Annotated in this window: 15 protein-coding genes, 1 tRNA gene and 1 riboswitch; of the genes, 6 read left to right on the top strand and 10 right to left on the bottom strand. The window is 46.2% G+C overall.

Going from position 1 to position 25,478, the window contains the following annotated elements; genetic code table 11:
* Positions 1-42 precede the first annotated feature (42 nt).
* Positions 43-945, top strand: a complete 903-nt coding sequence (locus E2R66_RS08835; protein WP_133228856.1) for a metallophosphoesterase family protein — start codon at positions 43-45, stop codon at positions 943-945.
* An 82-nt stretch (positions 946-1,027) separates the two neighbouring features.
* Here the strand turns inward: E2R66_RS08835 and E2R66_RS08830 are convergent, their stop codons facing one another.
* The 7 genes from E2R66_RS08830 to E2R66_RS08800 all read right to left on the bottom strand — a co-directional run bounded on the left by E2R66_RS08830 (position 1,028) and on the right by E2R66_RS08800 (position 11,062).
* On the bottom strand, positions 1,028-1,315 hold the full coding sequence (locus tag E2R66_RS08830; RefSeq protein ID WP_133228854.1) for a hypothetical protein: 288 nt from the start codon (positions 1,313-1,315) through the stop codon (positions 1,028-1,030).
* A 119-nt stretch (positions 1,316-1,434) separates the two neighbouring features.
* Positions 1,435-2,319, bottom strand: coding sequence for a glycoside hydrolase family 16 protein (locus tag E2R66_RS08825; RefSeq protein ID WP_133228852.1), 885 nt, complete (start codon positions 2,317-2,319; stop codon positions 1,435-1,437).
* Between the two features lie 56 nt (positions 2,320-2,375).
* Positions 2,376-3,398: a family 16 glycosylhydrolase gene (locus E2R66_RS08820; RefSeq protein ID WP_133228850.1), complete on the bottom strand. Its 1,023-nt coding sequence runs from the start codon at positions 3,396-3,398 to the stop codon at positions 2,376-2,378.
* A gap of 7 nt (positions 3,399-3,405) precedes the next feature.
* Positions 3,406-4,299 (bottom strand): PKD domain-containing protein, encoded by an 894-nt coding sequence (locus tag E2R66_RS08815; protein ID WP_133228848.1) that lies wholly within the window; start codon positions 4,297-4,299, stop codon positions 3,406-3,408.
* 10 nt (positions 4,300-4,309) lie between these two features.
* Positions 4,310-6,394: a hypothetical protein gene (locus E2R66_RS08810; RefSeq protein WP_133228846.1), complete on the bottom strand. Its 2,085-nt coding sequence runs from the start codon at positions 6,392-6,394 to the stop codon at positions 4,310-4,312.
* A 19-nt stretch (positions 6,395-6,413) separates the two neighbouring features.
* Positions 6,414-7,922 (bottom strand): RagB/SusD family nutrient uptake outer membrane protein, encoded by a 1,509-nt coding sequence (locus E2R66_RS08805; protein ID WP_133228844.1) that lies wholly within the window; start codon positions 7,920-7,922, stop codon positions 6,414-6,416.
* 20 nt (positions 7,923-7,942) lie between these two features.
* On the bottom strand, positions 7,943-11,062 hold the full coding sequence (locus E2R66_RS08800; RefSeq protein ID WP_133228842.1) for a SusC/RagA family TonB-linked outer membrane protein: 3,120 nt from the start codon (positions 11,060-11,062) through the stop codon (positions 7,943-7,945).
* A gap of 283 nt (positions 11,063-11,345) precedes the next feature.
* On the opposite strand from E2R66_RS08800, the gene E2R66_RS08795 reads away from it, so the two are divergent.
* On the top strand, positions 11,346-14,288 hold the full coding sequence (locus E2R66_RS08795) for a ligand-binding sensor domain-containing protein (protein WP_133228840.1): 2,943 nt from the start codon (positions 11,346-11,348) through the stop codon (positions 14,286-14,288).
* Positions 14,289-14,514: 226 nt separating this feature from the next.
* On the opposite strand, the gene E2R66_RS08790 is transcribed toward E2R66_RS08795, so the two are convergent.
* From E2R66_RS08790 to E2R66_RS08780, 3 genes are all read right to left on the bottom strand, one after another.
* A complete protein-coding gene (locus E2R66_RS08790) occupies positions 14,515-15,432 on the bottom strand; it encodes a PIG-L family deacetylase (RefSeq protein WP_133228838.1) in 918 nt (305 codons plus the stop codon).
* A gap of 12 nt (positions 15,433-15,444) precedes the next feature.
* Positions 15,445-15,516 (bottom strand) — tRNA-Cys (locus tag E2R66_RS08785).
* Between the two features lie 98 nt (positions 15,517-15,614).
* The gene (locus tag E2R66_RS08780; protein ID WP_133228836.1) at positions 15,615-16,745 is read right to left on the bottom strand and encodes a cysteine desulfurase family protein; all 1,131 of its coding nucleotides are present in this window, start codon (positions 16,743-16,745) and stop codon (positions 15,615-15,617) included.
* Positions 16,746-16,823: 78 nt separating this feature from the next.
* Positions 16,824-16,925, bottom strand: a riboswitch (SAM riboswitch).
* 794 nt (positions 16,926-17,719) lie between these two features.
* Here E2R66_RS08780 and E2R66_RS08775 point away from each other — a divergent pair.
* The 4 genes from E2R66_RS08775 to E2R66_RS08760 are packed head-to-tail and all read left to right on the top strand — an operon-like array spanning position 17,720 to position 25,439.
* Positions 17,720-20,920: a SusC/RagA family TonB-linked outer membrane protein gene (locus E2R66_RS08775; RefSeq protein ID WP_133228834.1), complete on the top strand. Its 3,201-nt coding sequence runs from the start codon at positions 17,720-17,722 to the stop codon at positions 20,918-20,920.
* Between the two features lie 19 nt (positions 20,921-20,939).
* Positions 20,940-22,913 (top strand): RagB/SusD family nutrient uptake outer membrane protein, encoded by a 1,974-nt coding sequence (locus tag E2R66_RS08770; protein WP_133228832.1) that lies wholly within the window; start codon positions 20,940-20,942, stop codon positions 22,911-22,913.
* Between the two features lie 47 nt (positions 22,914-22,960).
* Positions 22,961-24,157 (top strand): DUF5000 domain-containing lipoprotein, encoded by a 1,197-nt coding sequence (locus E2R66_RS08765; protein ID WP_240049268.1) that lies wholly within the window; start codon positions 22,961-22,963, stop codon positions 24,155-24,157.
* Positions 24,158-24,191: 34 nt separating this feature from the next.
* Positions 24,192-25,439, top strand: a complete 1,248-nt coding sequence (locus tag E2R66_RS08760) for a DUF4998 domain-containing protein (RefSeq protein ID WP_133228828.1) — start codon at positions 24,192-24,194, stop codon at positions 25,437-25,439.
* Positions 25,440-25,478: the final 39 nt, after the last annotated feature.

Below are 25,478 nucleotides of genomic sequence, written 5' to 3'. Positions count from 1 at the left end.
TTAAAGCTCAGTATAAATCAGGGCTGCAAATTTGCAGCCTGTATGCAAAGAAGATCGGCACTCAAAAATTTAGGCGGCTTGCTATTGGTGCCGTCTCTATCGCAATTCGGAATCGCTAAGCAAGATAAGCCTGTTCTACGTATTGCGCATTTAACCGATGTGCACCTGAAAGGCGAGTTTGATGCGCCCGAGAGGTTTGCCCGTTGCCTTCATCACGTGCAGCAACAATCTCCCGGGGTAGATTTGATATTGAACGGTGGCGATATCGTGTTCGATATGAATAAAGAAAACCTTGCAACCATTAGCAAGCAATGGCAGCTTTGGCATGATGTACTCAAAGCCGAATGCAGCATGCCTATGCATTACTGCCTGGGCAACCATGATATCTGGTGGAGCGAGGATAATAAAGGCCAGGCAATTTACGGCAAGGCGTACGCCTTGGATAAAATAGGCTTGCACAAGCCTTATTATAGCTTCGTTAAAAACGGCTGGAAGTTCATTATCATGGATAGCGTGCATTTGGACGTGGATAACACCTGGTATATAGGCAAACTGGGCGATGAACAGTTCGCCTGGCTCGAGAATGAGCTTAATGCCACCAGCGCGGATATGCCCGTATTGGTAATGTCGCATATCCCCGTCCTTACGGCAACTAACCTTATCGACGAAACTATCGTTAATAAATGGGTAATGCTGGGGGGCGACATGCATACCGATGCAGCAAAAATCATCAGCCTGTTCTACAAACATCCCAACGTTAAATTATGCCTCAGCGGGCACATCCACTTGCGCGAGAAACTTGTTTACGATAATATCACCTTCATTTGCAATGGCGCTGTAAGCGGAGCCTGGTGGGAAGGCAACCGCCGCGAAACCGCGCCCGGTTATGGCCTGATCGAACTGTTTGCCGACGGGCGTTTTTCGGAGCAGTATATCAATTATTAGGTTTTTCAGAAAAGTATGGGTGCGCTGCGGAACCTGTGGGGTTTTTGCATTGGCTCGCCCAGGCAGCGTGGCTGCTCTTCAATTAAAGGAAATGCACCACCAAAGCTTCCCACTCTTCTGCTAAAGAAACGTTCGGCCGTACCTTGCCTGCTTTGCTGTACCAGTAATCGGCATTCCAAATGTCGCCTTCTTTACGGTGCAGGTAGGCATGTACCCATGCTGATGCCTTATCGTTCAGATGGTCTACCTGGGCATGGGCCTGGTGCCAATCGCCTTTACCATCATACCATAGGCTTTTTAATAGCACAGATAGGCCGTCGGCTGGGCGGTCTGAATTCAACGATGTTTTAAATTCGGCTAATGTTTTCATTGGGGTTGTTAAGGTTGCACTAAGGCTAAAGTACAAACAATATTATGTTCGCATCAAACAAAAAACCTCCGGCAATGCCGAAGGTCTTGGTAGTAATATGGTTTGTAAATGATCAGTCTTTACCTTTTGGTAACCCTCACCCAGTCTACCAGCATTTTTGCTTTGTTGGTTTTAATGAGGCCGAGCGCTTTTTCCGACAAGCCGTAGTATGGTTTTTTAAGGCCGTTAATTTTGTAAGGATAAATACCGCCTACCGCAAAGTTCAGCAGCAGGTATTGTTTATCGGTAAACACCCACTTGCCGTAATGCTCGGCCATAGTTTTAGTAACGCGGAACATGGTAACACCATCGTATTTAAACACCAGGCTTTCGGGTGTCCAATCAACGGCGTAGGTATGCCATTGCGTGGCATCGTTGTTTTTATGGAGGTACATGCGGTTTACAAAAGGCGTTTCGCCGCTGTAGCCGGGGCCATGTACGGCAGCGCTCACCCAGTCGGCTTCGCCTATAAATTCCATGATGTCGGTTTCGCCGCCTGTGGGCCAGTTAGGATAACCCAGCATCCACCATGCAGGCCAAAGGCCATCGGCTGCTACTAATTTAATGCGTGCCTCGGCAGTACCATAGGTAAAATCGAACTTATCGATGGTGGTTATTCTGCCCGAAATAAAATCGAAGGTTTGCCCGTCGAACGTTTTAAAGCCCGCCGAGTACTTTGGACTTAGCACCAGCGCGCCGTTGTGGGCACCCTCTGCCGCTGCGCCTCTCGCAAAAGAAATTACGTTGGTAGAGTCTACATAGGCCTGCAATTCACCATTGGTATGGAAGCCGGTAACTATTGGTGTCCACTTGCTGCGGTCGAGCTTATTACCCGAAAAGTCATCGAAAAAGATGACCTGGCCGGTACCTTTAGCGGTCGGCGCTGCCTTTTTGGTTTGAGAGAACGCAGGAAGGGCTAGTATCGCTGCCGTTGCAGCAGCAAGTAAGTTTTTCTTAAAAAGCATAAATCAATAGGGGATTTGTAAAGAGGCACCCGGCCCGGGTGCCTCTTTTGATTCTATTATCTGTAAACGCGCACGTATTCAACCTCCATGGTAGCGCTGGTAATGCTTGGGTCTACGGCACCGCCGAAGTTGCCGCCCATTGCCACGTTCATGATGAGGAAGAAATTGGCATTAAATGGCGTGCTTGCTGTATTGGCAAAGGTGTGGAACACCACGCCATCAACTGCAAACTTCATTTCAGTAGGGCTCCAGTCTAAGCTATACACATGGAACTCTGTAGATGCGGTTGGTATCATGGTGGTATTTCCAACGCCATTGCCGCCGGAGTGGCCGGTGTAATGCAGCGTAGCGAATATTTTGTTCTGCTGGTTACCTACGTGTTCCATAATATCTATTTCACCGCAGCCCGGCCATGGTGTAGTGTCGATATTGCTGCCGAGTGCCCAAAGTGCAGGCCAGGTACCGGCACCTGAAGGCAGTTTTGCTTTAAATTCTACTCGACCATATTTAAAGTTGAATTTTCCCTTAGAAAGTAAACGGGCAGAGGTATAATTAAAACCGCTGAAAGCTTCTTTCTTCAGGGTGATTTTCAATTTGCCATCGGCCACTACTGCGTTATCGGCACGGTTGGTATAATACTCCAACTCGTTATTGCCCCAGCCGCTGTTGTTGCCTAAATCGTAACCCCACTTGCCGGGATCCGGTGCGCCGGCTTTATCAAACTCATCTGAAAAAACCAGCGCCTGGCTTGCTGCTACAGTTACCTGTGCGCTTTGTGTGGTAACGGAGCCCGAAGCGCTTTTTACGGTAACTTTTACGGTGTAGGTGCCGGCAACCGGATACTTATAGGTAACGGTGCCGGTGGTTGATGTTTGATAAACACCGTTACCAAAATCAAACTCATACGATGCGGCGTTGGTAGCCGTAACTGTAAAGGCTACGTTGCCGCTGTTATCGGTACTCGGCACGGTTGCGATCTGGATATCGGCCGGCTTGGTTGGGTCGGTTTTGGTTTCTTTGCTGCAGCTTGCGGCTATGGCCACAAGTGCAATCATCATATATATGCGTAAATGTTTCATATGTAGGTTATTTAACTTTAAATTTCTGATACCATGCCAACCCGTCGATACCGATGTTACGTAAGGTAATAGTTGTTGGGGTGATGGCCAGTATCTCGTAAGTATTGCCGCCTGTTCCAAAATTGATCAACCCGTTACCCGGAACTACGAATTGTATGCGGGTAGAGTTTGCGGTGGTAGAACCAGAAGTTGCATTCATGAAGGTAAGCTTACGTGGCGCCGTCAAATCGATGTTATAGCAGCCGTCGCCGCCTGCTGCACCATAGAATGCTGTAGCCGCTGCAATAGAGAACGACTGGCCTTTGTTGTTAACGGTTAGCGTTATGGTGCTACCGTTTTTGGTAAAGGTCATCTCATCGTCGTACAAACAAGGGTCGCGCTGGTTGGGGTCTGCACTGTAATAGTCAGATGAATAGGTATTGTTTGGCCCCACACCCACATGGCCCGGAGTTTCTTTAGCGGTAACCCATGTTTGCGAGCTGCCGTTTGTAAGATCCTGCATTATTTCAGAAGGTATCTCGAAGGCCACAAAAACGGTTATCTTTTTAGAAAGGGTAGAAGTTACGCCACCTGTACCAATTGCGCTTACGATAACGGTATAATCGGCTGTGCCGGGATTAGCATACTTATGCGTTACCTTGCCGGTAGGCACAACTTCAATATTTCCGTCGCCGTAATCTATTTTATAAGATACCGCGCTGGTTGCAGTGGTCGTTATATCTACATTGCCGCTGCCGCCACCGTTAGGATTAGCCGCGTCCGCGCCTTGTATCTGGGTAGTGAGGGTAACATCGGTAGGGGTAATGATTTTGCCGAAGGTGTATTCATCCTTTTTGCAACTCACCACCGCAAGTACAGCCAGCAGAAAAGTGGCTGCCATTACTTTTATATTAATCTTCATGGGTGTTAAATTAATTAAGTGTTATATCATCAAAATAGAATGTGTAGTTGGCAGAGCCATCGCCCGATGTACCATTATCGAATATCAGCACCACTTTTTGATACGAGTTGGCCGTATTGATTGCACTGTAATCAAACGTAAGCAGTTCCCATTCGTTGGCTTTGGTAGTAGTTACCTCTTTTTCGAAGCCGATACCACCATTGGTTAAGTTCTCTACCTTCAAGAGTACTTTAGCCCCCACTCTTGGCGACCACACCTTCATAGTAAAGGTTTTCTTGGTCGAGAAATCGATAGGGCTGGGCAATGCGATATAGCTGCCGCCATAAGTGGCACCCGGATTTTTGACCATTTTAGCTACTTTGGTACTGGTATTGATACCCCCGGAAGCCGGGTTGTTTACCACGGTAACGGTACCGCCTTCAAAATCAGTAAAGGTATAATTAAGGGTTGCTGATTGAAAATCGAGCGGGATACCTAATACTGCCACCGGAGCAGATAGTACTTTCAGGTCGTCCCAATAAAACACCTTACCTGAACCGCCCACGCCAAAGTCGAAGAATACAGAGGCTTTGTCGTAATTGGTTGTTGCATTAAAGGCCGATGTACCTGCCGAATTGTTGAAGAAGTTAAAGGTCAGCGTTTCCCATGCGTTAGCTACGGTAGTTACTGCGTCAGTTTCAACAGATTTTCCGCCGTTGGTATGGTCTTCCACTTTTAACTTGATAGTTAAGCCCGCCGCCGGCGAATAAACGCGTAAGGTCATCTGGGCAAAATCGGCAGTGAGCGGGATTTTGGTTGCAAAACCAGAGGGAGAACCTACGGTAGTACCGGCCCAAACTTCTGCACCGCCTGGTTTGGTGGTCTTTTTAACTTTATTAGATGCGTTCAACGGGTCAACTGCATCTACCGTGCTATTGTTGCCAAAATCGGTAACGGTATAATCTGTATTTGGCACATCAAACGTTACCGGTAAACTAATTTGCTGCACAGGGATGCTCATTTGCAAATCATCCATATAGAACACTTTGCCGCTACCGCCGGTACCAAAATCAAAGAACGTAGAAGCTTTATCGAAGTAATAGCTTGCGTTTAAACCAGCTGTACCAGGCGATGGATTATTAAAATCGAATGCGAGGGTTTCCCATTGGTTTGCCTTGGTAGTTTTAACGTCAGTTTCAACAGAGTGAGTTGGGTCGTTATGGTCTTCTATCTTCAATTTGATAGTTAAGCCAGCAGCAGGCGAGTAAACCCTGGCTGTCATTCTGGAGTTAGACGGTGTAATGTTCATCCTGCTGGCAAAACCTGCGTCGGTACTTAAAGTAGTTCCTGCCCAAACTTCGGCACCGCCGGGTTTGGTAACTTTCATCACTTTGTTTGTGGCATCTGCCGGGTCGGTGGCCATCGTACTTTGGTTACCGCCAAAATCGCTTGTGGTGTAGTCATAATTGGGGTCGTCGAAGCCAAGAGGCAGGTCTATTTGCTTGCCTACCTTTACAGCTTTTGTAACCGTTGTAGTTGCCTTACCACCGCTTAAAGCTACTATGCGTACATTAAAGATACCGCCGGTTTTATAAGTGTGCGTAGCTGGCTGGCCTTCCACAAAAGTGTCGAAAGGCTCTGGATTGGTAGCGGTTTCGTCGCCATAGTACACATGGAACATAGTTTCGTAATCGGCCTTTGCATCAACCGTGATCGCAAGGTTATTGGTAGTTACCGTGGGTTCAAGATTCTCGGGAGCACGGAAAGAAACCGTGAGTGCCTGTGTAAACTCAACGGTTTGGCCGCCAATGTTGTGGCCAACCAATTTTACCTGGTAAAGGCCTTCGGCGTATTTGTGGTCCACGGTTTTACCCGGGGCAACCTTAACAAAAGTGTCGCCGCCATCGCCAAAGTACACGTCGTAACTGGTAACACCCTCGCCGCTTGGTATAATGGTAACCATACCGGTGTTATCTTGCGTAATGCTGTATAGCGCACCCAATTTTGCCGGCGCTGCTGCCTGCGTAACAAATGAGGTATCCAGATAATCCTTTTTACAGCCAGCTGTAGTGGCTAGTACCAGGCTTAATCCTAAATAATATTTTATTGCCTTCATAATCTGTAATAATTAAGGTTTAATAGCCTGGGTTTTGTGTGATGCCTGTGATGGTTATCTCCGTTTGCGGGATGGGGAACACCTCGTGCTTGCCGGCAACGAATCCCGGAAGCTTAGTTGCTGCCTGGCCTGTTCTCACCAGATCGAAGAAACGGTCGCCATCCATGGCCAGTTCCAGCCTGCGCTCGTCCCATATAGCCAGTTTCAAGGCATCGCCAGTGGCGTTAATATCGTGTGCAGTGTCTTTAAATGCACGGCGACGCACCTGGTTAAGGTAACTCAGCGCTTTGGCGTTATCGCCGCCACTGCGGATGATAGCCTCTGCTGCCATCAGCAGTACTTCGGGATAACGCATTATGCGGAAGTTGTTGAGGTAGTTGAGCTCTATCTGGCCCGAGGTTTCGCCTTTGCGCGGCAGATACTTGCCGTTGTAAAGGCCGGTGTTCCGGTAAGGGGCAACCGTATAAACGATATTGAACTCGGGGTGTGCGGCTTTATAAGCCTCGATGTTGAATGCGGTGATATCTTTGCGCTGATCGCCTGCTGCATAGGCGTTGGCCAGGTTCTGGGTAGGCAGGTTAGTGCTCCAGCCTGCTGCGTACGGCATGGCACCGCTACCGCTAAGGCCCCTAATACCGTTTTGCTGTACTGCGTAATTGCCCTGGCCGCGGGTTGCGCCGCCCCAGTTGTAATATGGCGAGCCATTGGTGTACTGCACTTCGAAAAGCGATTCGCTGCCGTTTTCGCCCGATGCCAGGTAGATCGATGGGAAATCGGCCACCAAAGTAAACGCGTTCGATGCGATAATGGGTTCTAAAACCGCGTCTGCTTGTGCAAATTTATTCTCGTACAAGTAAACCTTGCCCAATAGGCCTTGTGCGGCATATTTGGTAATGCGGCCCGCCTGTGATTGCGTTGTTGGTAACACGGCAATCGCTGCAAGCAAGTCCTTCTCTATTTGGGCATAAACATCGGCCTTAGGCGACCGCGCAAGGCCCCTTGCGTCGGTAAGCGAGATGCGCTTATCCAGGAACAGCGGCACATCGCCCCACATTTTTACCAGTGTAAAGTAGTAGTATGCACGCAGAAAATATACTTCGCCATATAAGGCATCCTTGCCGGTAAAGCTCACTGTTTGGCCAGCCGGGTTTTTATCCTTGTACTGTACAATGTAGTTGGTGCGGTTAACGCCTTCGTAAGCAACTTTGTACAAATCTTCCAACGCAGAGTTTACCGGGGTGAGGGTAAAATCATCTATCTGCTGCAGGGCCAGTACGTCTGATGCGCTTTCGCCGCCGGCTACAGAGTTATCAGAAGCAACATCGCCAATAACGGTTGCCTGGTTAAGCCATTGCACAGGGGTATAGGCGCTTACCACCATACTGCGGTAATCGCTTTCCGATTTAAAGTAATCCAGGTCGGTAGTTACGAAATCCTCATGCGGATTGTAATCGATAAATTTTTTACATGAGCCCATCAGCGTTGCAACAACAGCCAGGCCCACCATCTTTATATATATCTTTTTCATTGTTTTCCTGTTTAAAGCCATTACAAATTAATATCAAGCCCTACTGCATAAATACGTGCCTGTGGGTATGCACCTCTATCGATACCGTTCTCCAGCAAGTTGCCGCCGCCTGAGATCTCAGGGTCGAAACCACTGTATTTGGTGATGGTGAATGCATTTTTTACCTGGGCGTATATCCTTACAGATTTGAATACATTTTTCAGCATCGCTTTGGAGAAGGTGTAACCCAACTGAATGTTCTTCACCTTTACGAACGAGCCATCTTCTACGTACCTGTCTGATACTCGGATGTTGCTGTTAGGGTCGGTGAAAGAGTAGCGTGGGTAGCGGGCATCGTTGGTTGTGCCTTCGCCTGTCCACCTGGCCAATACCGCGCGGTATTTGTTGCTGAAGTTGGCGTTACGCTCATAAGCGCGATAGATATCGTTGCCTATAGATGCGTAAGTCAGTACGCTCATATCAAAGCCTTTGTAAGCCATATTCAGGTTCCAGCCTAAAGTAAAGTTAGGGAAAGGGTCGCCTATTTTGGTTTGATCGGATGCGTTAATTACGCCATCGCCGTTAGTATCCACAAAGCGGATATCGCCAGGCTGGGCGCCTGATTGGGTAGGGGCTGAAGCAATTTCTGCCGCGTTCTGGAACAAGCCCATGGTTTTATAGCCGTAGAAATAAGCTGGGGTTTGGCCTTTCTCAAATACGGTAACCGTTTGCGACTGCCCGTTAAAGAAACCGCCGCCCAGGATACGGGCTGTACCATCGGAGTTGGTAGCAGTTACCATGTTTTTGATGGTGGTAACGTTGAACGTGTTGCTCAGCTTAAAGCCACCTATGTTCTCATTATAAGCAATGCTGATATCTAAACCGCTGCTTTTTGTAGAGCCAATATTATAGGGCGGCACGGGTAAAGTACCATAAATGCCTGGCGCAGTTGGGGTGAACAACAAACCGCTTACCCTTTTTTGGTAATAATCGGCAGAGATAGAAATTTTGTTGTGGAACATGGTCATATCGAAGCCGATGTTGCCTTGTTTTTGTTTTTCCCATGCCAGATCATCGTTGCGTGATGAGGCAAGGGTTGAACCGGTGTAGAACACATTGCCATAGTTGTAGCCATTGCTGTTGGCAGTTGAGCCATAGTCTGGGCCGCCGGTGGCAATTTTGTTATACTGTGGCGATACGTTTTCGTTACCTGTAACACCGTAGCTGCCGCGGATCTTCAAATAATCGATGAACGATGGTTTGAAGAATTCTTCGTTAGTAACTACCCAGCCTAAGGAGCCCGCGTAGAAATCGGCAAACTTATTGTTTACGCCAAATGCGTACGAACCATCGCGGCGTGCGGAGAACGATGCCAGATAACGGTTTTTGTAATCATAGTTAACACGGCCAAAGTAAGAAAGGTTCCTGCGGAAATACTGGTAGTATCCGCCGGTTTGCGCATTTGGGTTATCGGCACTGTTGGTACCTGTAGCAGCAGAGTAATCGGCAAATTCCCATGAATTGAAAGGAACATCCTGCCTACCCACATTCATGCTGTTACCGGTAACCTTCGCCATAGAAAAACCTAATACAGTTTCAAAATGGTGGTCTGTTGCCACATTGAAATTATAGTTGGCAAAATTTTCCCATGTATAGTTAAAGTTACTGTATTTGCTTTGGTTTACGCTGTTGTGCCTGCCCGTAATGGGGTTGCCGGCTGCATCTAAACCGTTCTCAACATTTTGCGGGCCGTAGAAAATAAGCGGCGTAAAGCTTTTAGATTTATCGTCGTATTTGGTGTAGCCAAATCGGCTGTTTACTTTAAGGCCCTTGATGATATCGTACTGTAACTCGAACTTACCGTAAATCTTACTACCGGTGTTGGTGTTATACGTATTATCCAGTTGCGTAAGTGGGTTGGCAATTTCAGACAATAGCAAATTGCTATACCCATATTTGCTGTTTACGCTAGCATCTGTATTATAAACAGATACTGTTGGGTCGAAGTTGAGGGCATTGCCGATAACGCTGTTAAAGGAGTTCTCGCCCACGCCTTTGTTGTTTAACAAGACACCTGTTGTGTTTACGATGAACTTCAACTTTGATGTAAAATCGAAAGTAAGGTTAGCCGTAAAGGTACCGCGGTTGAAGTGCGATTTATCATAGCCGCCTACTATACCGCCCTGGCTAAGGTACCCTCCCGAAAGGAAATAAGTCATTTTATCGCTGCCGCCGCGCGCCGAGATATTGTGCGATTGCATAGGTGCGGTTTTGAAAATCTCCTTTTGCCAATTGGTACCTGTGCCTAATACAGACAGGTCCGGGAAGATAATGTTGCCGCCCGATGCTACGCTGCCTTCATTTACAATGGCACCGTATTCAGCGGCGTTCAACACGCCAATACGACGGGAAACATCCTGTACGCCGTAATTGCTGTTGATAGAGAATTCGGTCTTCTGGTTTTTGCGGCCGCCTTTGGTAGTAACCACAATAACGCCGTTGCCGCCCTTAAGACCATAAATAGCTGTGGTTGCAGCATCTTTCAGCACGTTGATGGATTCGATATCCGAAGGGTTGATGGAGTTCAGATCATCAAGCGACTGGATGGAACCATCTACCACTACGGTTGGGTCGTTACCCGAGAAAGAGGGGATACCCCTCACCAATACCGCCGGCTTGGCGCCTGGTGAGCCGGACTGTATCACCGTAACACCCGAAACCTGCCCTTGCAGTACTTCTTCGGTACGCACCGCGTTAAGCTTTTTGATATCCGAGGCTTTTACTACGGATATCGCACCCGAAATATTGGTTACTTTTTGTGTGCCGTAGCCTACTACCACTACTTCGTTCAATGCCTGGGTGTTATCATCCAAAACAAAGTTTTCTACGCCAGCAGTGTTTACAGGGCGTTCAACAGATACCATGCCGATGAACGATACCACGATAACGCCGCCGTTTTGCGGCACGGTTAGCGTATAATTACCGTTTATATCTGTTACAGTGCCGATAGTTGTGCCTTTAATGGCAACAGATGCGCCGGGCACGCCTTGCCCGTCGGATTTTTGGGTTACTTTACCGGTTAAGCGGAGGGATTGTGCATAAGCCTCGCTAACAAAAAATAGCAAAGCTATAACCACAAGAAACTTGAGTTTAAATTGCATAAGGTTAAATGTTAGTTATAATTAATTGGTTTGGGGCTGAGCCCGTTGTTGGTTGTAAAAGTTTTCTCATAAAAGGTTTTTAGGTGCATAAAAATGCACGCGGTTAATAGGTCATAGATAAAGTATGTGTTTATAATTGGTTTACAAAAAGCGCCGGATGCGCTGGTTCACGGGTTCAAATGTAGGCTATGCGTTAGCGCATGAAAGAATAATGCACTACATCACTACTACAACAAAGCAAAAAAAGCCGATATTCGTTCAACCATCAAACCAATAATAATAGATGTTTCGTGACCGGTATAAAGTGCTGTTTTTAAAATACTTAACCGTAATTTTATTTGTTGCGTGGGCAAACTTTGCGCTGTCGCAGGCCTACATAGCGCAACGCAAAACCATTAATTATGAAAAACGGCAGTACAATGGCGGTACGCAGAACTGGAAAATACGCCAGGATGCACAAGGACGCATGTATTTTGCCAATAACGAGGGCGTGCTGGTTTATGATGGCTCCAACTGGCAACTTTTCCCTTTGCCAAACCGCACTATCGTTCGCTCGCTGGAGTTTGGAGCCGATAAAAAATTATACGTAGGCGGGCAGGACGAGATAGGTTATTTTTCGCCGGGTAGAAATGGCTCGCTGGTATTTACATCGCTTAAAGCACTTATCCCCAAAGCGGATCAGGTTTTTTCTGACCTGTGGGATATCGTCAGTATTAAGGATGATGTTTTTTTCCGATCTAACGATAAGATATTCAAATACAGCAAAGGCAAAATAACGGTTTATCATGCCCGGTCGTGGTTATTTATGGGCTACCACCTGGATAAGTTGCTGGCGCACGACGAGCAAAAAGGTCTCTTACAATATGTCGACGGCAATTGGCAGCCCTTCATTGCCAAAAAGGATTTGCCCAATGAATTTTACATTACTTCTATATCCAAATACAGCACCTCGTTTAGCCTCGTAACCACAGCCAAGAATGGCGTTTTTGTTTTGAGCGATAGTACGTTACGAAGCTTCACACTAAGCGGTGATGGAATAGATAATCATCAGCACTTTTCGGCAGCATTAGCCTTAGATGATGGTACTTATCTTATTAGCACTTATTTAAATGGTGTTTACCAGATTGACCGCCTGGGGCAGGTGATAGAGAATATAGCCAAGAAAGAAGGGCTGCAGAATATGTTCGTGCGCTGTATGTTTGCAGATGCCAACCACAATGTTTGGCTGGGTCTGGATAACGGCATCGATTTTATAGCCTACAACAACGCGGTAAAGCATATTAGCCCCGCCATATTTAAAGATGGCGGCGGTTATGCCACGGCATTTTACCATAACCGCCTCTACTTTGCCTTATCTAACGGTATTTACCAGGTGCCGGTAACAGATATGGGCGACCTGAGCTACGTGAAAAACAACTTCAAGATAGCCGCCGAAGGGCAAACCTGGAATATTATGGCGGCTGGTGGACACCTGCTTGCAGGCAAGGATGATGGTTTGTTTGAAGTGGAAGACGGCAAAATCGTACCCATCTATAATGCCACCGGGTTTTGGATATTCCAGCCATACCTAAACAGTCTTAAGCAGCCGCTGATAGCGGCGGGTAATTATTATGGCGTGCGATTGTTTGATGATAGTGGCGCAAAGCTTACCGACAAGGGGACGCTGGGTACCTATTTCGAGTCTGCAAGGTTTTTGGAGGTAGATGAAGATAATATGATCTGGACATCGCACCCATACCGCGGTGTTTATTGCCTTAACCCCGAAACAAAAAAAGTTAAGAACTACGGTAAAGAGCAGGGGCTGCCATCGGCACTTAATAACTTTGTGTTTAAGGTAAAAGGCCGTGTTGTGGTGGCCACAGAAAAAGGTATTTATGCGTATGACGCACGGGCCGACAAATTTGCGCCTTCGCAACAGTTTAAAGCGATTTTTGGTACGCGGGGTATAAGATATTTAAAAGAAGATAACCTGGGTAATATTTGGTTTGTAGAAGGGAAAAGCCTGGGTGTGGTAGATTACTCGGCAGCGCCAACCATTATCAACTTCCCCGAGCTGAACAACCGCATTCTAAGCGGCTTTGAGAATGTTTACCCTATCAACGCCGAAAATATATTCGTTGGCAGTGAGAACGGGTTTTACCATATTAACTATGCCAGGTATAAACAGAATATCCGCCCGCTAAAGGTTTACATCCGCAGCGTGCGGTCGGGTTCGGGTACCGATAGCTTGCTTTTTGGGGGGTATGGTAGCAACACCGGCGGAGATGATAAGCCATCTGCAAGCGATGCGCTGGATTTGGGCTATGCATTCAACTCACTGCATTTCGAGTATTCGTCACCGGTATTTGAGGAGCAATCTAATGTGGAGTACAGCTATTTGCTGGAGGGTTTTGATAAGCAATGGTCAGATTGGTCCAAACGGGCGGAAAAGGATTATACCAACCTGCCTGCAGGCAGGTATTTCTTCAAAGTAAAAGCCCGTAACCATCATAATAACGAATCGGCTGTTACGGTGTACACTTTCACCATCCACCCACCATGGTACCAAACTATTTTGGCTTACGGCTTATATATTATTGCCATTGCGGGCGGGCTGTATCTCATTTACCAAAAACAGGAGAAGCGCCATATTATAAAACAACAAAAGGAATTGCTTTTGCAGCAGCAAAAGAACCAGGAAGAGCAGCAGCAGTTAGCCTACCAGCACCAACTTGAACTTGAACGGTCGGAGAAAGAATTTGCCAACCTGAAGAACGAGAAACTGCAGGCCGAGGTAGAGTTCAAAACTTCCGAACTGGCTTCCTCCGCCTTGAACCTGGTGCAGCAAAAGGAGTTTTTGACCAAAGTGCGAGAAGAGTTGCTACGTCTGCAAAAACAGGGTAAAGACACCGTGGAGGTGGCCGAGATCAAAAAGATACAGCGTATGCTTACCGAAGAAGATAAGCTGAACGAGCAATGGGAGCAATTCTCTATCCATTTCGATAGGGTGCATGCGGGCTTTTTATCGTTGCTTAAGGATCGCTACACCACCATCAACCAGCAGGAACTGAAGCTTTGCGCCTATCTCATCATGAATTTATCGAGCAAGGAGATAGCCCAGCTGATGGCCATATCTGTACGTGGGGTGGAGGTAAGCCGCTACCGTTTGCGCAAAAAATTGCAGATACCTACCGAGATGAACCTGTTTGAATTTTTGTTCAACATCCAGCGGGAGTTGATGAAATAACGGGTGCTGCTCTTTTAATTCAGCCAGAATTACCAGCTAAAATTTGCGTGTTTTTTCATTAATGGCGCAAAAAAAGGTACAAATTTACCTCACCAGGCCGATTTTATCCCGAGACGCCAAAGAGATGTCGTGTTCGCAATATTCCGGCACTTTTATTTTTTAAAAACGGGTTGGTTATGGAAAAACCAATTCGCGCTGCATCAAAAAACGGTACTTGCCGATAAGCTCAATAAACAGTTTTAGCCATTGCCGGTGGCGGGCTTTTTAAAACCTCGAACAAGCCCCTGCACCAATCAAGCCTGGTTGGCGAATTCAGGCTAAAACTCCAAAACGCTTCCAGGTCGCCAACGTTCATCGTCATTTGGGTGTACCCCTGCGATTTATGTTCGGCAATTTCCCAGTTCGCAATAACCTTATAGTTCACCCGGTTCATGTAGCTGAAGCATTGCGTGCGGTCGGTAAAAAAACTGGCCGTATCGGCAATAGTGTGGCAAAGGGGATACTTGTCATTGTTGCGGTAATCCGGCACTGCATTGCCTTTATCGCGGGTAGCTACTGCCAATACAACCGGCCTCTTGTTTGCGGGGAGGCTATTAACAACTTCCAAGGCCAGCAGGGTAGCGGCTTTATGCGCGCCGTGTGTTTGGGCCAGGGGTAAAAGGGTAAGCACAATATCGTACTGGTTTTTGCTGAGCGCAGTAAGCAAGGCTTTTTTCACGAAGGGCACATTCCAACTGGTATCAATCGGTTCCCGTTCGTTCAGGGTAAAATGTGCATCGGGCTGATTCATGAAATAGTAACGGTGGACGCCAAGGATACGCCCTGCGTTTTTGAGTTCCTGTTTTCGGATGGCGGGCAGCTTTCGGCGGCCTACCTGTTCGTTGGTGAGGCTGATGTTATAATATGCCTCGGCAAGGGTTGAATATTTATAACCTGCCTCGCCATTGGTAATCACTGCAATATCTACCTTGCCGTGATGTTCTTTGGCTATTTTGTATAGGGTAACGGCCATTTCACTTTCATCATCGGGGTGTGCAATTACCACCAGTACCCGTGCAGGCGTATCGGGCACGCAACCATAGGTATTCGCCGTAGTGCAAATAGTTAATGCTGTCAGCAGGGTATATAAATAATTCAGTTTCATTTTTAATTTTCGAGGTGTGAGGATGGGTTCGAACCATCGTAAGGAGTTTTGCAGACTCCCGCCTAACCACTCGGCCACTCCACCATGTTTGCTGCGTAATAAGAAGAGCCTGTAAATACTGTGGCTGTTCTCTCTTGTTCAGGAATAAATTGCCACTAACTGAGTTTATTTGCTTTGCGCCGTTATGCTGCAATCAACTGATAAATGGCTGCGAGTTTAGCGGCAGCATAATTTATCTCTTCCGGGGTGTTGAATTTGCTAAAGGAGAACCGGATGGTATCTCTACCTGCTTCAACGCCAAGCGCACTAAGTACGTGCGACGATGAGCCACTGCTACAGGCACTCCCGCCCGATACAGATATGCCATACTCGTCCAAACATCGCAGCAGGTTGGGGTTTAACGAGGGCATATTGATGCTGAGCACGGTATATAAGCTTTTATCCGCAAGGGCCGAATTGCCGTTGAAATTTACGCCCGGCAGCGTTTGGGTAAGCCCGGCAATGAGCAGGTCTTTCAATTGCTGTATATATTGCCGGTGCCCATCTATATCGGCATAAGCCAGTTGCAATGCTTTGGTGAGGCCAATGATACCAGGGATGTTTTCTGTACCTGCACGCAACGATCTTTCCTGCCCGCCGCCATGTAGTAATTTGGCAGGCCTTAGGCCCTGCCGGCAATATAAAAATCCTATACCTTTTGGCCCATGAAATTTGTGGGCAGATGCAGCCAGGAAATGAACCTTAAGCTTGCTTACATCGTGCCGGTAATGGCCCATGGTTTGCACTGTATCGGTATGGAAAAGCGCATCGTACTTTTCGCAGATATCGCCTATCTGTTCTATATCGTTAAGATTGCCAATTTCGTTGTTGGCGTGCATTACCGACACCAGGCTTAGCGGGTTGGTAACGAGCAAGTACTCCAGATGGTTAAGATCCAGATTACCTTTCTCGTCATGAGCGATGAAGCTTAGGGCTATTTCGCCGGTTTTTTCGAGGTGCTCCAACAAGCTCAATACGGCATGATGTTCGAACCGTGTGGTGATGACGTGCTTTATGCCAGCACTGCGCACTGCTGTTAATATGGCCGTGTTATCGGCTTCGGTACCGCCGGAGGTAAAGATGATTTCGTTGGGCGAAGCATTGAGCAAACCGGCAATGATTTTGCGGCAGCTTTCAATGGCTTGTTTTACTTCGCGACCATGCTGGTGCTGCGATGATGGGTTGCCGAAATGATTGAGCAGGTATGGCGTCATGGCTTCGAACACTTCTTTATCAAGTGGGGTGGTTGCGGCGTTATCGAGGTAAACTTTCATGGTAATTTAATTAAATTTTGATTTAAACAGGCCAGAAAGCGAGGTGAGATTTACCGCTTAACAAGTTGAAAACTTGCACTCTTATCTTTCTCCTGTTTTGGCAGGAGTTGGAATTAGCACCTTAAATAATAGGTTGCCAAGACGTCATAGGGCCATTCCCTCGGTCTTTCTGGATAAGTTTAAAAGAACGTTTCGATGCAAATGTAAATAAATTCTATAAATTCTATGGAATTTATAGAATTTATTTTAAAAAAAATTTGTTGTATTTAAAGCATACGCAAATAGCGGTAATGTGTTTTGGGCACGGCCCGCCAGCGCTCTGGATGTCCCTGATACCTCAGCGTCTTAAATGCGCCTGCTACGGAGGCTGCACTTCAACCTTATTTAGTAACCCTTTAAAAACTTCATTCTATTGTATATTAATTGTTTTTTATACAATAATAACCGCTTGTTGTTGTATCCACAGGTTTGCGCTAAGCCTCAATCAGAAAATTCACGACCCGCTACGCGCTTTAGTATTTGATTGTTGAAAGTCATAAAAGCGGCCAGTTAAGTGCCTAAACCTGCCTAGTCGCATTTTTCAAAAAAATCGTATTACAATCCAATAGAATAGTAGTGATTTTACCCGTGGCAGTTGATTAAAATTGTTCAATTATAAATCGAGCGTTGCCCGCGGATATGTTTTGGGCAGCCATATTAACAAAATACTTTTTAGATCAAACGCCTTTTGGGTGTCGGAAGATATCCTGGGCCTGCAGTCTCAACCATTTAGATTTTTGCTATTTGGTTTGGTGCCTTCGCATGTTTAAAAACCATGCTGAAGCTTTTTGACGGCTAAAAATTTTTAAGTGTTAAATGTACAATAATAAAAAACTCTAAAAAAATCAATTATGGGATAGGAAAAGGAAAAGTAAAATCAAAATGGCCAGTAAAAAGAATGCGCGGCACCGCAGAACAAAACCTAAAATTATTATATGGAAAAACTATACAAACAATTGCTTTATACTTTTAAACTACTGCCAATAATGGCACTAACGATGTTAAGTTCGGCCGCAATAGCGCAGAATGTACACGTTGAGGGAGTAATAAAAGACAAGGTAGGCCCCCTACCTGGCGCAACCGTAAAAGTAGATGGGACTACTAACGGTAAAACAACCGATGTTAACGGCCGGTATAAATTAGATGTACCCCGCAACAGTAAATTAACCATTACATCTGTTGGGTATCAAACCCAGAGTGTAAGTCTTAAAGATTATACTGCTTTAAGCAACGGTACCTACATTGTTGATATTGTTTTGGCAGAGAGCGAAAATAACTTGAACGAGGTAGCAATTGTTGCTTACGGTACCCAGAAAAAGGCAAGCCTGGTGAGTTCAATCACCAGCGTGAGCACCAAACAGCTCAAAGGTTCTACCAGTAACTTAACAACCATGCTTGCCGGTGTTGTGCCGGGCATGATATCTTATCAGCGAAGCGGCGAGCCGGGTGCAGATAATGCCCAGTTCTTTATTCGTGGGGTGGGCACTTTTGGTGCAGGTAAGGTAGATCCCCTGATACTGATAGATGGTATCGAATCGTCTACTACCGACCTTGCCCGCTTGCAGCCAGATGATATTGCCGGTTTTTCGGTATTGAAAGATGCTACTGCATCATCATTGTACGGTGCACGCGGTGCAAACGGCGTTATACTGGTAACTACAAAACGAGGCGAAGCAGGTACCGTTAAATTTAACGTGCGTGCAGAAAACTCCACATCATCTAATATCAAGAACATTCAGCTGGCAGACAACATTACTTACATGACGCTGGCCAACGAAGCAGTATTAACCCGTAACCCGCTGGGCGTTTTACCTTATTCGCAAAATAAGATAGACCATACCGCTGCGGGCGATGATCCTTTGCTGTACCCAAACAACAATTGGATAAAGCAATTGATAAAAACCAAAACCAATAACCAACGGTACAACATGAACGCCAGCGGTGGTGGCGAAAAAGCCAAGTACTACCTGGCCATGACCTATAATATAGATAATGGTAACCTTGCCGAAAATAGCCTCAACAATTTCAGCAACAATATTAAGCTGCAATCGTACTCCATACTATCAAATACAACTTTAAACCTAACCAAAAGCACCGAAGCGGTGGTAAGCTTAAAGGGTCAGTTTGATAGCTATCAAGGGCCAATAGGTGGCGGTAGCTATACTTTTTTAAATGCTTTGTGGAGCAACCCGGTGGCTTTCCCGGCAATTTATCCAAGTAGTTTATTACCTTACGTGGAGCACCCGCTTTTTGGTAATGCCATCATCCCGGGCGGCGCACTTTACATGAACCCCTACGCGCAATCGCTATCTGGTTTTCAAAGTTCAAACACCAGTACGCTAACGGCACAATTAAACTTAAGCCAAAAACTCGATTTTATAACCGAGGGTTTATCTGCAAGGGCAATGGGTTACACCACCCGTTATTCGTACTTCACCGTATCGCGCCAGTATAGCCCATACTACTACCAATCAAACGTAACAAACGGAGCGTTTAGTGGTTTAAGTTTGCTCAACAACGGGCAGACAGGAAGCATTGGTGCTACACCAACCGAGTATCTAACCTATAATCAAAACCCGCAGGCAAATGTGGCTAACTCTATTACCTATATAGAAACGGCTATTAACTATAACCGCACGTTTGCCAAAAAACACGCTGTGAGCGGCTTGCTTATTGGTACCATGCGTAACTATCTTACCGGCAACGCGCAAACGCTGCAATTGTCGTTACCATCGCGTAACCAAGGCTTATCGGGTAGGTTAACTTACGGCTACGATAACCGCTATCTGTTTGAATTTAACTTTGGTTATAACGGCTCCGAGCGTTTTGCGGCCAACCACCGTTTTGGTTTCTTCCCATCGGTAGGTGCGGGCTGGGTGGTTTCCAACGAGAAATTTTTTGAACCGCTGCTGTCTACAATAGATAACCTGAAATTCCGGTTTACCTATGGGTTGGTGGGTAACGACCAGATAGGCTCGGCCAATGACCGTTTCTTTTACCTCTCTGATGTGAACCTTAACAATGGCAGCATCGGCCAGTTCGGTACCAATTATACTTATAGCAGGCCAGGAGTAGTAACCTACCGTTACGAAAACCAGAACATCACCTGGGAGCAATCGCGCCAGCTGAATATTGGTATGGATTTAACGGTAGCCAAAAACTTTAACCTTACGTTAGATGCTTATCAGCAAAACCGCGATAATATTTTATTGGTGCGTACTACCATACCTACATCAATGGGTTTACAAGCCAATATATCATCAAATGCTGGTAAATCATCAAGTAAGGGTGTAGATGTTGCTATGGATTACAAGATGAACGTTAGCTCTTCATTCTGGGTGCAATCGCGCGGTACGCTTACTTATGCAAAAAGCAAGCTGCTTAAAAACGAAGAGCCGGTTTATCCTGATAACCTGCAATACCTTACGCGCGTAGGCAACTCTTTAAGCCAGCTATACGGCCTTGTTGCCGAGCGTTTGTTTATCGACGATATGGATGTGGCCAACTCGCCGGTACAAGGCTTTGGAGATTACAAAGCGGGTGATATTAAATACCGCGACATGAACGGCGATGGTAAAATATCCAGCTCTGATGTGGTGCCTATTGGTTACCCACAGGTACCTGAGATCATTTATGGCTTTGGTTTTTCTGTAGGCTATAAAAACTTCGATATCAGCGCCTTCTTTCAGGGTTCTGCACGTTCGTCCTTCTTAATCAACTCGGCAGATATTTCTCCTTTTTACCTGGTTAATGGCTTACAGTCAAACGGCTTAAACAGCGGTAACCAAAGCGGGTTGCTCAGCGCTATAGCAAACGACCATTGGTCTGAAGATAACCGTAACCCTTATGCATTTTATCCCCGCTTAAGCACCCAGATACAGGGCAATAACACGCAGGCATCAACCTGGTGGTTGCGTAACGGTTCGTTCGTGCGCCTTAAATCGGCAGAGATTGGTTACAACTTCAGCAAAAACGCCCTTAAAAACATTCATTTAAGCAGCGCACGTATTTATGTAAACGGGCTAAACCTGGTAACGCTTAGCAGCTTTAAGCTTTGGGATCCGGAGATGGGTGCATCAGGTTTAGGGTACCCTATTCAACGTGTGTTTAACTTAGGCTTAAGGGTAGAATTTTAAAAGCTTTCAAATTAATTATATGAAAACTAATTATATACAAAAAATTAAGCTCGCCATATCAGGCAGCGCACCAAAGGGGGCAACCGCCTTGTTAATGGGCGCTTTTATATTGGTGCTGCCAGTTTCATCGTGCAAGAAACCCTTTCTGGATGTTGTGCCGGATAACGTTTCTACAATAGCCAACGCCTTTGTGTCTAAAGCCGAGGCTGAGAAATACCTGTTTACCTGTTACTCGTACTTGCCAACCGGGGCCGATCCAACTTACAATGTGGGCCTCACGGCGGGTGATGAAGTTTGGGTAGAAGACCCTGCCAACCACATACGGTCTACCAACGTACTACAGTTGCCAAGGGGGTTCCAAAACTCATCAGATCCTATTGCCAATTTTATGAACGGTACTAGGGATGCAGCCGGAAACTACCGCGCCATACGCGATTGTAACGTTTTCCTGGAAAACGTAAGCGACCTTACCAAGGTGCGCGATCTGGATATAGATACCCGCGAGCGCTGGATAGCCGAGGCGCAATTTTTAAAGGCCTTTTATCATTTCCAGTTATTCCGCGCCTATGGGCCTATCCCCATCATTGATAAAAACCAGGCTATAGATGCATCTATAGAAGACGTAAGGGTAAAACGCCGCCCGGTTGATGAGGTTGTGGCTTATATAGCAGGCTTATATGATCTGGCAGCTTCCAAACTGCCGCTGACTATCCAAAACGAGGGCAGCGACCTGGGCCGCTTAACCAAGCCAATTGCTTTAAGTATGAAAGCAAGGTTATTGGTAACTGCCGCAAGTCCGCTTTTTAACGGTAACCCCGATTATAATTCATTCAAGAATAAAGACGGAGAACTATTATTCAACTCCACTTACAGTGCCGAGAAATGGCAGGTTGCTGCTGATGCTTGCAAAGCAGCGATTGATGCGTGTGAATCGCAAAACATCCATTTGTACAAGTTCCCGGCGCAAACAGTTAAACTAAGCGATAGCACCATGACGCAGATGAGCATCAGGAACGCTATGAGCGAAAAATGGAACGACGAGTTGATTTGGGGGCTAACGGTAAATAACATTGGGTTTAGCTCGTTCTTCCAGTCGATGTGTGCCGGCCAGTACGATTTTAACAATGCTGATGCCGCAAAATCGGCAAACCGCCCGCTGCTTGGCCCTACCATAAAAATGGCCAAAATGTTCTACACCAAAAATGGCGTGCCTATTAACGAAGATAAAACACTTGATTTTAGCAATATAGCTAAACTGCGTGTGGGTAACCACGATGAGCGTTTTTATATAAAGGAAGGTGAGACAACCGCCAGGCTTAATTTCGACAGGGAGCCACGCTACTACGCCGATCTTGGTTTTGACCGTGGTGTTTGGTACATGGCCAACAGCCCAACAAAAACCGATGTTGACACCTGGTGGTTAAAATCGCGCGGTGCCGAAATTGGCCAGTCGTCGCCAATACCTATTGCCGGTTTCTACATGAAAAAGGCACTTAACTGGCACTATGAATGGGCAACCGTTACTTATTTAAATTATCCATGGCCGGAGATGCGTTTAGGCGACCTGTATCTGCTTTACGCAGAAGCGTTGAACGAAGCACAAGGCCCCGGCGCAGCTGCTTACGAATATTTAAACCGTGTGAGAGAAAGAGCCGGCTTGCCTACCGTGCAGGATTCATGGACAAACTTTAGCATCAACCCAACAAAGTACACCACTAAAGATGGTTTGCGTGCTATAATACAGCGCGAGCGTGCCGTTGAGCTTTGTTTTGAAGGGCAGCGTTATTGGGATCTTTTGCGTTGGAAAACAGCCGGTGTTGAACTCAATAACAACGTAACAGGTTGGTCAATTAGCGAAAATTCGCCGGAGTTGTATTACCGGGAGCGGTCTATCTACTCCAGGCGCTTTGTTATACCGCGCGATTACTTGTGGCCAATTCAAGAGAGTGATTTACTTGTGAACCAGAACCTGGTGCAAAACCCTAACTGGTAAAAGTATTTAATTAAATGTTTAACAATAAAAACATTAGCATGAAATCAATGAAATTACAAATTGCTTTTTGCATGTGGCTGTTAGCCGTAATAGCATCTGGCTGCAAGCAGGAAACGCTTAATAAGCCGCTTACGAACAATACCAACGCCCCCGGCGTGGTTAGCAATGTGCAGGTAGAGAATAAAAGCGGCCTGGCGGTTTTAACCTATGCCCTGCCAACCGATGGCGACCTGTTTTATGTAAGGGCGGTTTATGAAACCTCGCCGGGTAAATCGCGCGAGGTAATCGCATCCCGCTATTCCAATACCTTAACGGTAGATGGCTTTGGTGATACAGAAGAGCATGTGGTGAAACTATATGCGGTAAACTCCAGTGAAAAAGCTTCTGCACCGGTTAGCGTTACTGTAAAACCTTTAACGCCACCATATGAGCTGGCATTTAATTCACTTAAAGTAACAGCCACTTTTGGCGGGTTCAACATCACTGCCGATAACCCAACTAAAGATAATTTGGCTATAGTGCCTTTGGTTGATACGGCCAAAAATGGCCAGTTTGTACAACCTAAGGGGATGGATAATGTTTACAGCAACAGCGCAGCTATAACAGCAACGGTAAGAGGGCAGCCTCCTGTTGACAGGAAATATGCTTTTTTTGTGCGCGATAGGTTCCTGAACAGGTCTGATACATTATTTCTAAACCTTACTCCGTTTTTTGAGGAGCAGTTCTCCAAACTCGATTGGTCGGCTTATACGTTGCCGCAGGATGCCACACCCCTGTATTCTTCTAACACTGTTGCCAGAATGATTGATGGTGACGCCAACCCATACTGGCCAAATTGTCTCTTCACCGTAGAAAGCGCAGGCAGCCCGCAAATGGTAACGTTAGATTTAGGCAAGCAACGTGTATTCAGCCGCTTTATACTTTACCCATACCAGGAACTTGGTACTGTGTTTTATGTAAGGGGTAACCCGCGCGATTTTGAAATATGGGGCTCTAATTCGCCAAACCCTAACGGTAATTTAGATGCATCGTGGACAAAGTTGATTACTTGCAACGTAGTGAAACCATCGGGATCTGCTTCGGGCACCGAAACCGCTGCTGATTACAATTATGGGCATAATGGATGGGGCTTCGATTTCCCGGCAGGGCTTCCGGCGTATCGATACATCAGGATCAGAAATTTACGTAACTGGACGGGGTCGTACTTTATGAGTATAGCCGAGTTTACGTTATTTGGTAAGTAACAGTGTAGCGGCATTTTTAAATTTAATTTCAATTATGAAACAATATAAAAACATACCATACTTCCTTTTAGTGCTCATAATCTCGGCGCTGGGCGCCTGCACTAAAATGGATGATTACAAAAAGAAGTACGAGCCAAACGGAGCAATCTCGTACCCTGGCAAGCTCGATTCGGTAAAGATATTCTCTGGTAAGAACAGGGTGCTCTTAACAGGCCTTTTTACATCCGACCCTAAAATCGTGAAATACAAGGTGTACTGGAACAGTAAGCTGGATTCGATAGAAACCGCAGTAACCCGTACAAATGGCGTAGATACCGCTAAGTTGCTTGTACCAAACCTGCCCGAAGGCGTGATGACTTTTGAGATACGCACTTATGATAACGAAGGGCATATTTCTATCCCGGTAACGTTGGCCGGCACCGTGTACGGCGATCAGTATCAGGCTTCATTATCTAACAGGGGTATAGCCAAAGCCGAACTACAGGCAGATGGCTCTGCACTGATCAACTGGGCAGATGTAAACGCCGATGATGGTTTGCTTTCTATGCAAATTAGGTACACCGATGTTAACAATAAACTGCACGATACCTTAATTACATCGCAGGTTACTGGCCAAAGCACATCGCTGCCAAAATATAAAGCAGGTGCATCTATTAGCTACCGTAGTGCTTTTAAGCCAAATAAAACCGCTATAGATATTTTTTATACTGATTTTCAGGATCATAGCGTAAAAGCCGAAGTAACCAGCATTTACCTGTCAAACACCGGGCCTTTTACAAGGGCAACATCTGGTGGTCGATGGGGTGTACTTGCTGCGCCATGGATAACTAACGCCGCGGCAAAAAATAAAGACGGCGGTACCAACGGCGGCTTCTCTGCCGACGAAGGCGGCATTATCAACTGGGAAACATGGGGTAATACACCAGTAGTGAACGGTATAGTTTACCAGCCAACATCGGCGGCTTTACCTGCCGGTACCTACCAGGTTTCGTTTACCTATTATTCTGAGATACAGGCAAATTCAACGGTATATTGTATCGCAGCAGCGGGCGGCACCGGCATCCCGGTATTGGCTAATCTTACTTCATCATTAGGGTATGCCAGTTTGTTTAACGGCGCAGCAATAGGCAAAACGTCTCCAAGTGTTAAAGAAACAAAAACCTTTGAATTTGTATTGACCTCGCCGCAGGTGGTATCAATTGGATTTTTGGGGAACGTTGTTGGTAGCGGTGATCCGGGAAGTTACTTTCAGGTGCTTAAGCTCAAACTGTTCAGAAACTAATAATTGGGTATTATCTAAAGCGGCCCGGAGGCATTTTTG

The organism is Mucilaginibacter psychrotolerans (genome assembly GCF_004519315.1).
Lineage (GTDB): Bacteria > Bacteroidota > Bacteroidia > Sphingobacteriales > Sphingobacteriaceae > Mucilaginibacter > Mucilaginibacter psychrotolerans.
The sequence above is the reverse complement of the archived record's forward strand: the minus strand, read 5'-3'. Positions and strand labels throughout refer to the sequence as shown.

Bases quoted from the DNA above. Each gene is read 5' to 3' on its own strand.
- E2R66_RS08790 (WP_133228838.1), bottom strand. From the start codon at position 15,432: ATGAAACTGAATTATTTATATACCCTGCTGACAGCATTAACTATTTGC.
- E2R66_RS08830 (WP_133228854.1), bottom strand. From the start codon at position 1,315: ATGAAAACATTAGCCGAATTTAAAACATCGTTGAATTCAGACCGCCCA.
- E2R66_RS08775 (WP_133228834.1), top strand. From the start codon at position 17,720: ATGGAAAAACTATACAAACAATTGCTTTATACTTTTAAACTACTGCCA.
- E2R66_RS08795 (WP_133228840.1), top strand. From the start codon at position 11,346: ATGTTTCGTGACCGGTATAAAGTGCTGTTTTTAAAATACTTAACCGTA.
- E2R66_RS08820 (WP_133228850.1), bottom strand. From the start codon at position 3,398: ATGAAACATTTACGCATATATATGATGATTGCACTTGTGGCCATAGCC.
- E2R66_RS08805 (WP_133228844.1), bottom strand. From the start codon at position 7,922: ATGAAAAAGATATATATAAAGATGGTGGGCCTGGCTGTTGTTGCAACG.
- E2R66_RS08815 (WP_133228848.1), bottom strand. From the start codon at position 4,299: ATGAAGATTAATATAAAAGTAATGGCAGCCACTTTTCTGCTGGCTGTA.
- E2R66_RS08825 (WP_133228852.1), bottom strand. From the start codon at position 2,319: ATGCTTTTTAAGAAAAACTTACTTGCTGCTGCAACGGCAGCGATACTA.
- E2R66_RS08835 (WP_133228856.1), top strand. From the start codon at position 43: ATGCAAAGAAGATCGGCACTCAAAAATTTAGGCGGCTTGCTATTGGTG.
- E2R66_RS08760 (WP_133228828.1), top strand. From the start codon at position 24,192: ATGAAACAATATAAAAACATACCATACTTCCTTTTAGTGCTCATAATC.
- E2R66_RS08810 (WP_133228846.1), bottom strand. From the start codon at position 6,394: ATGAAGGCAATAAAATATTATTTAGGATTAAGCCTGGTACTAGCCACT.
- E2R66_RS08765 (WP_240049268.1), top strand. From the start codon at position 22,961: ATGAAATTACAAATTGCTTTTTGCATGTGGCTGTTAGCCGTAATAGCA.
- E2R66_RS08770 (WP_133228832.1), top strand. From the start codon at position 20,940: ATGAAAACTAATTATATACAAAAAATTAAGCTCGCCATATCAGGCAGC.
- E2R66_RS08800 (WP_133228842.1), bottom strand. From the start codon at position 11,062: ATGCAATTTAAACTCAAGTTTCTTGTGGTTATAGCTTTGCTATTTTTT.
- E2R66_RS08780 (WP_133228836.1), bottom strand. From the start codon at position 16,745: ATGAAAGTTTACCTCGATAACGCCGCAACCACCCCACTTGATAAAGAA.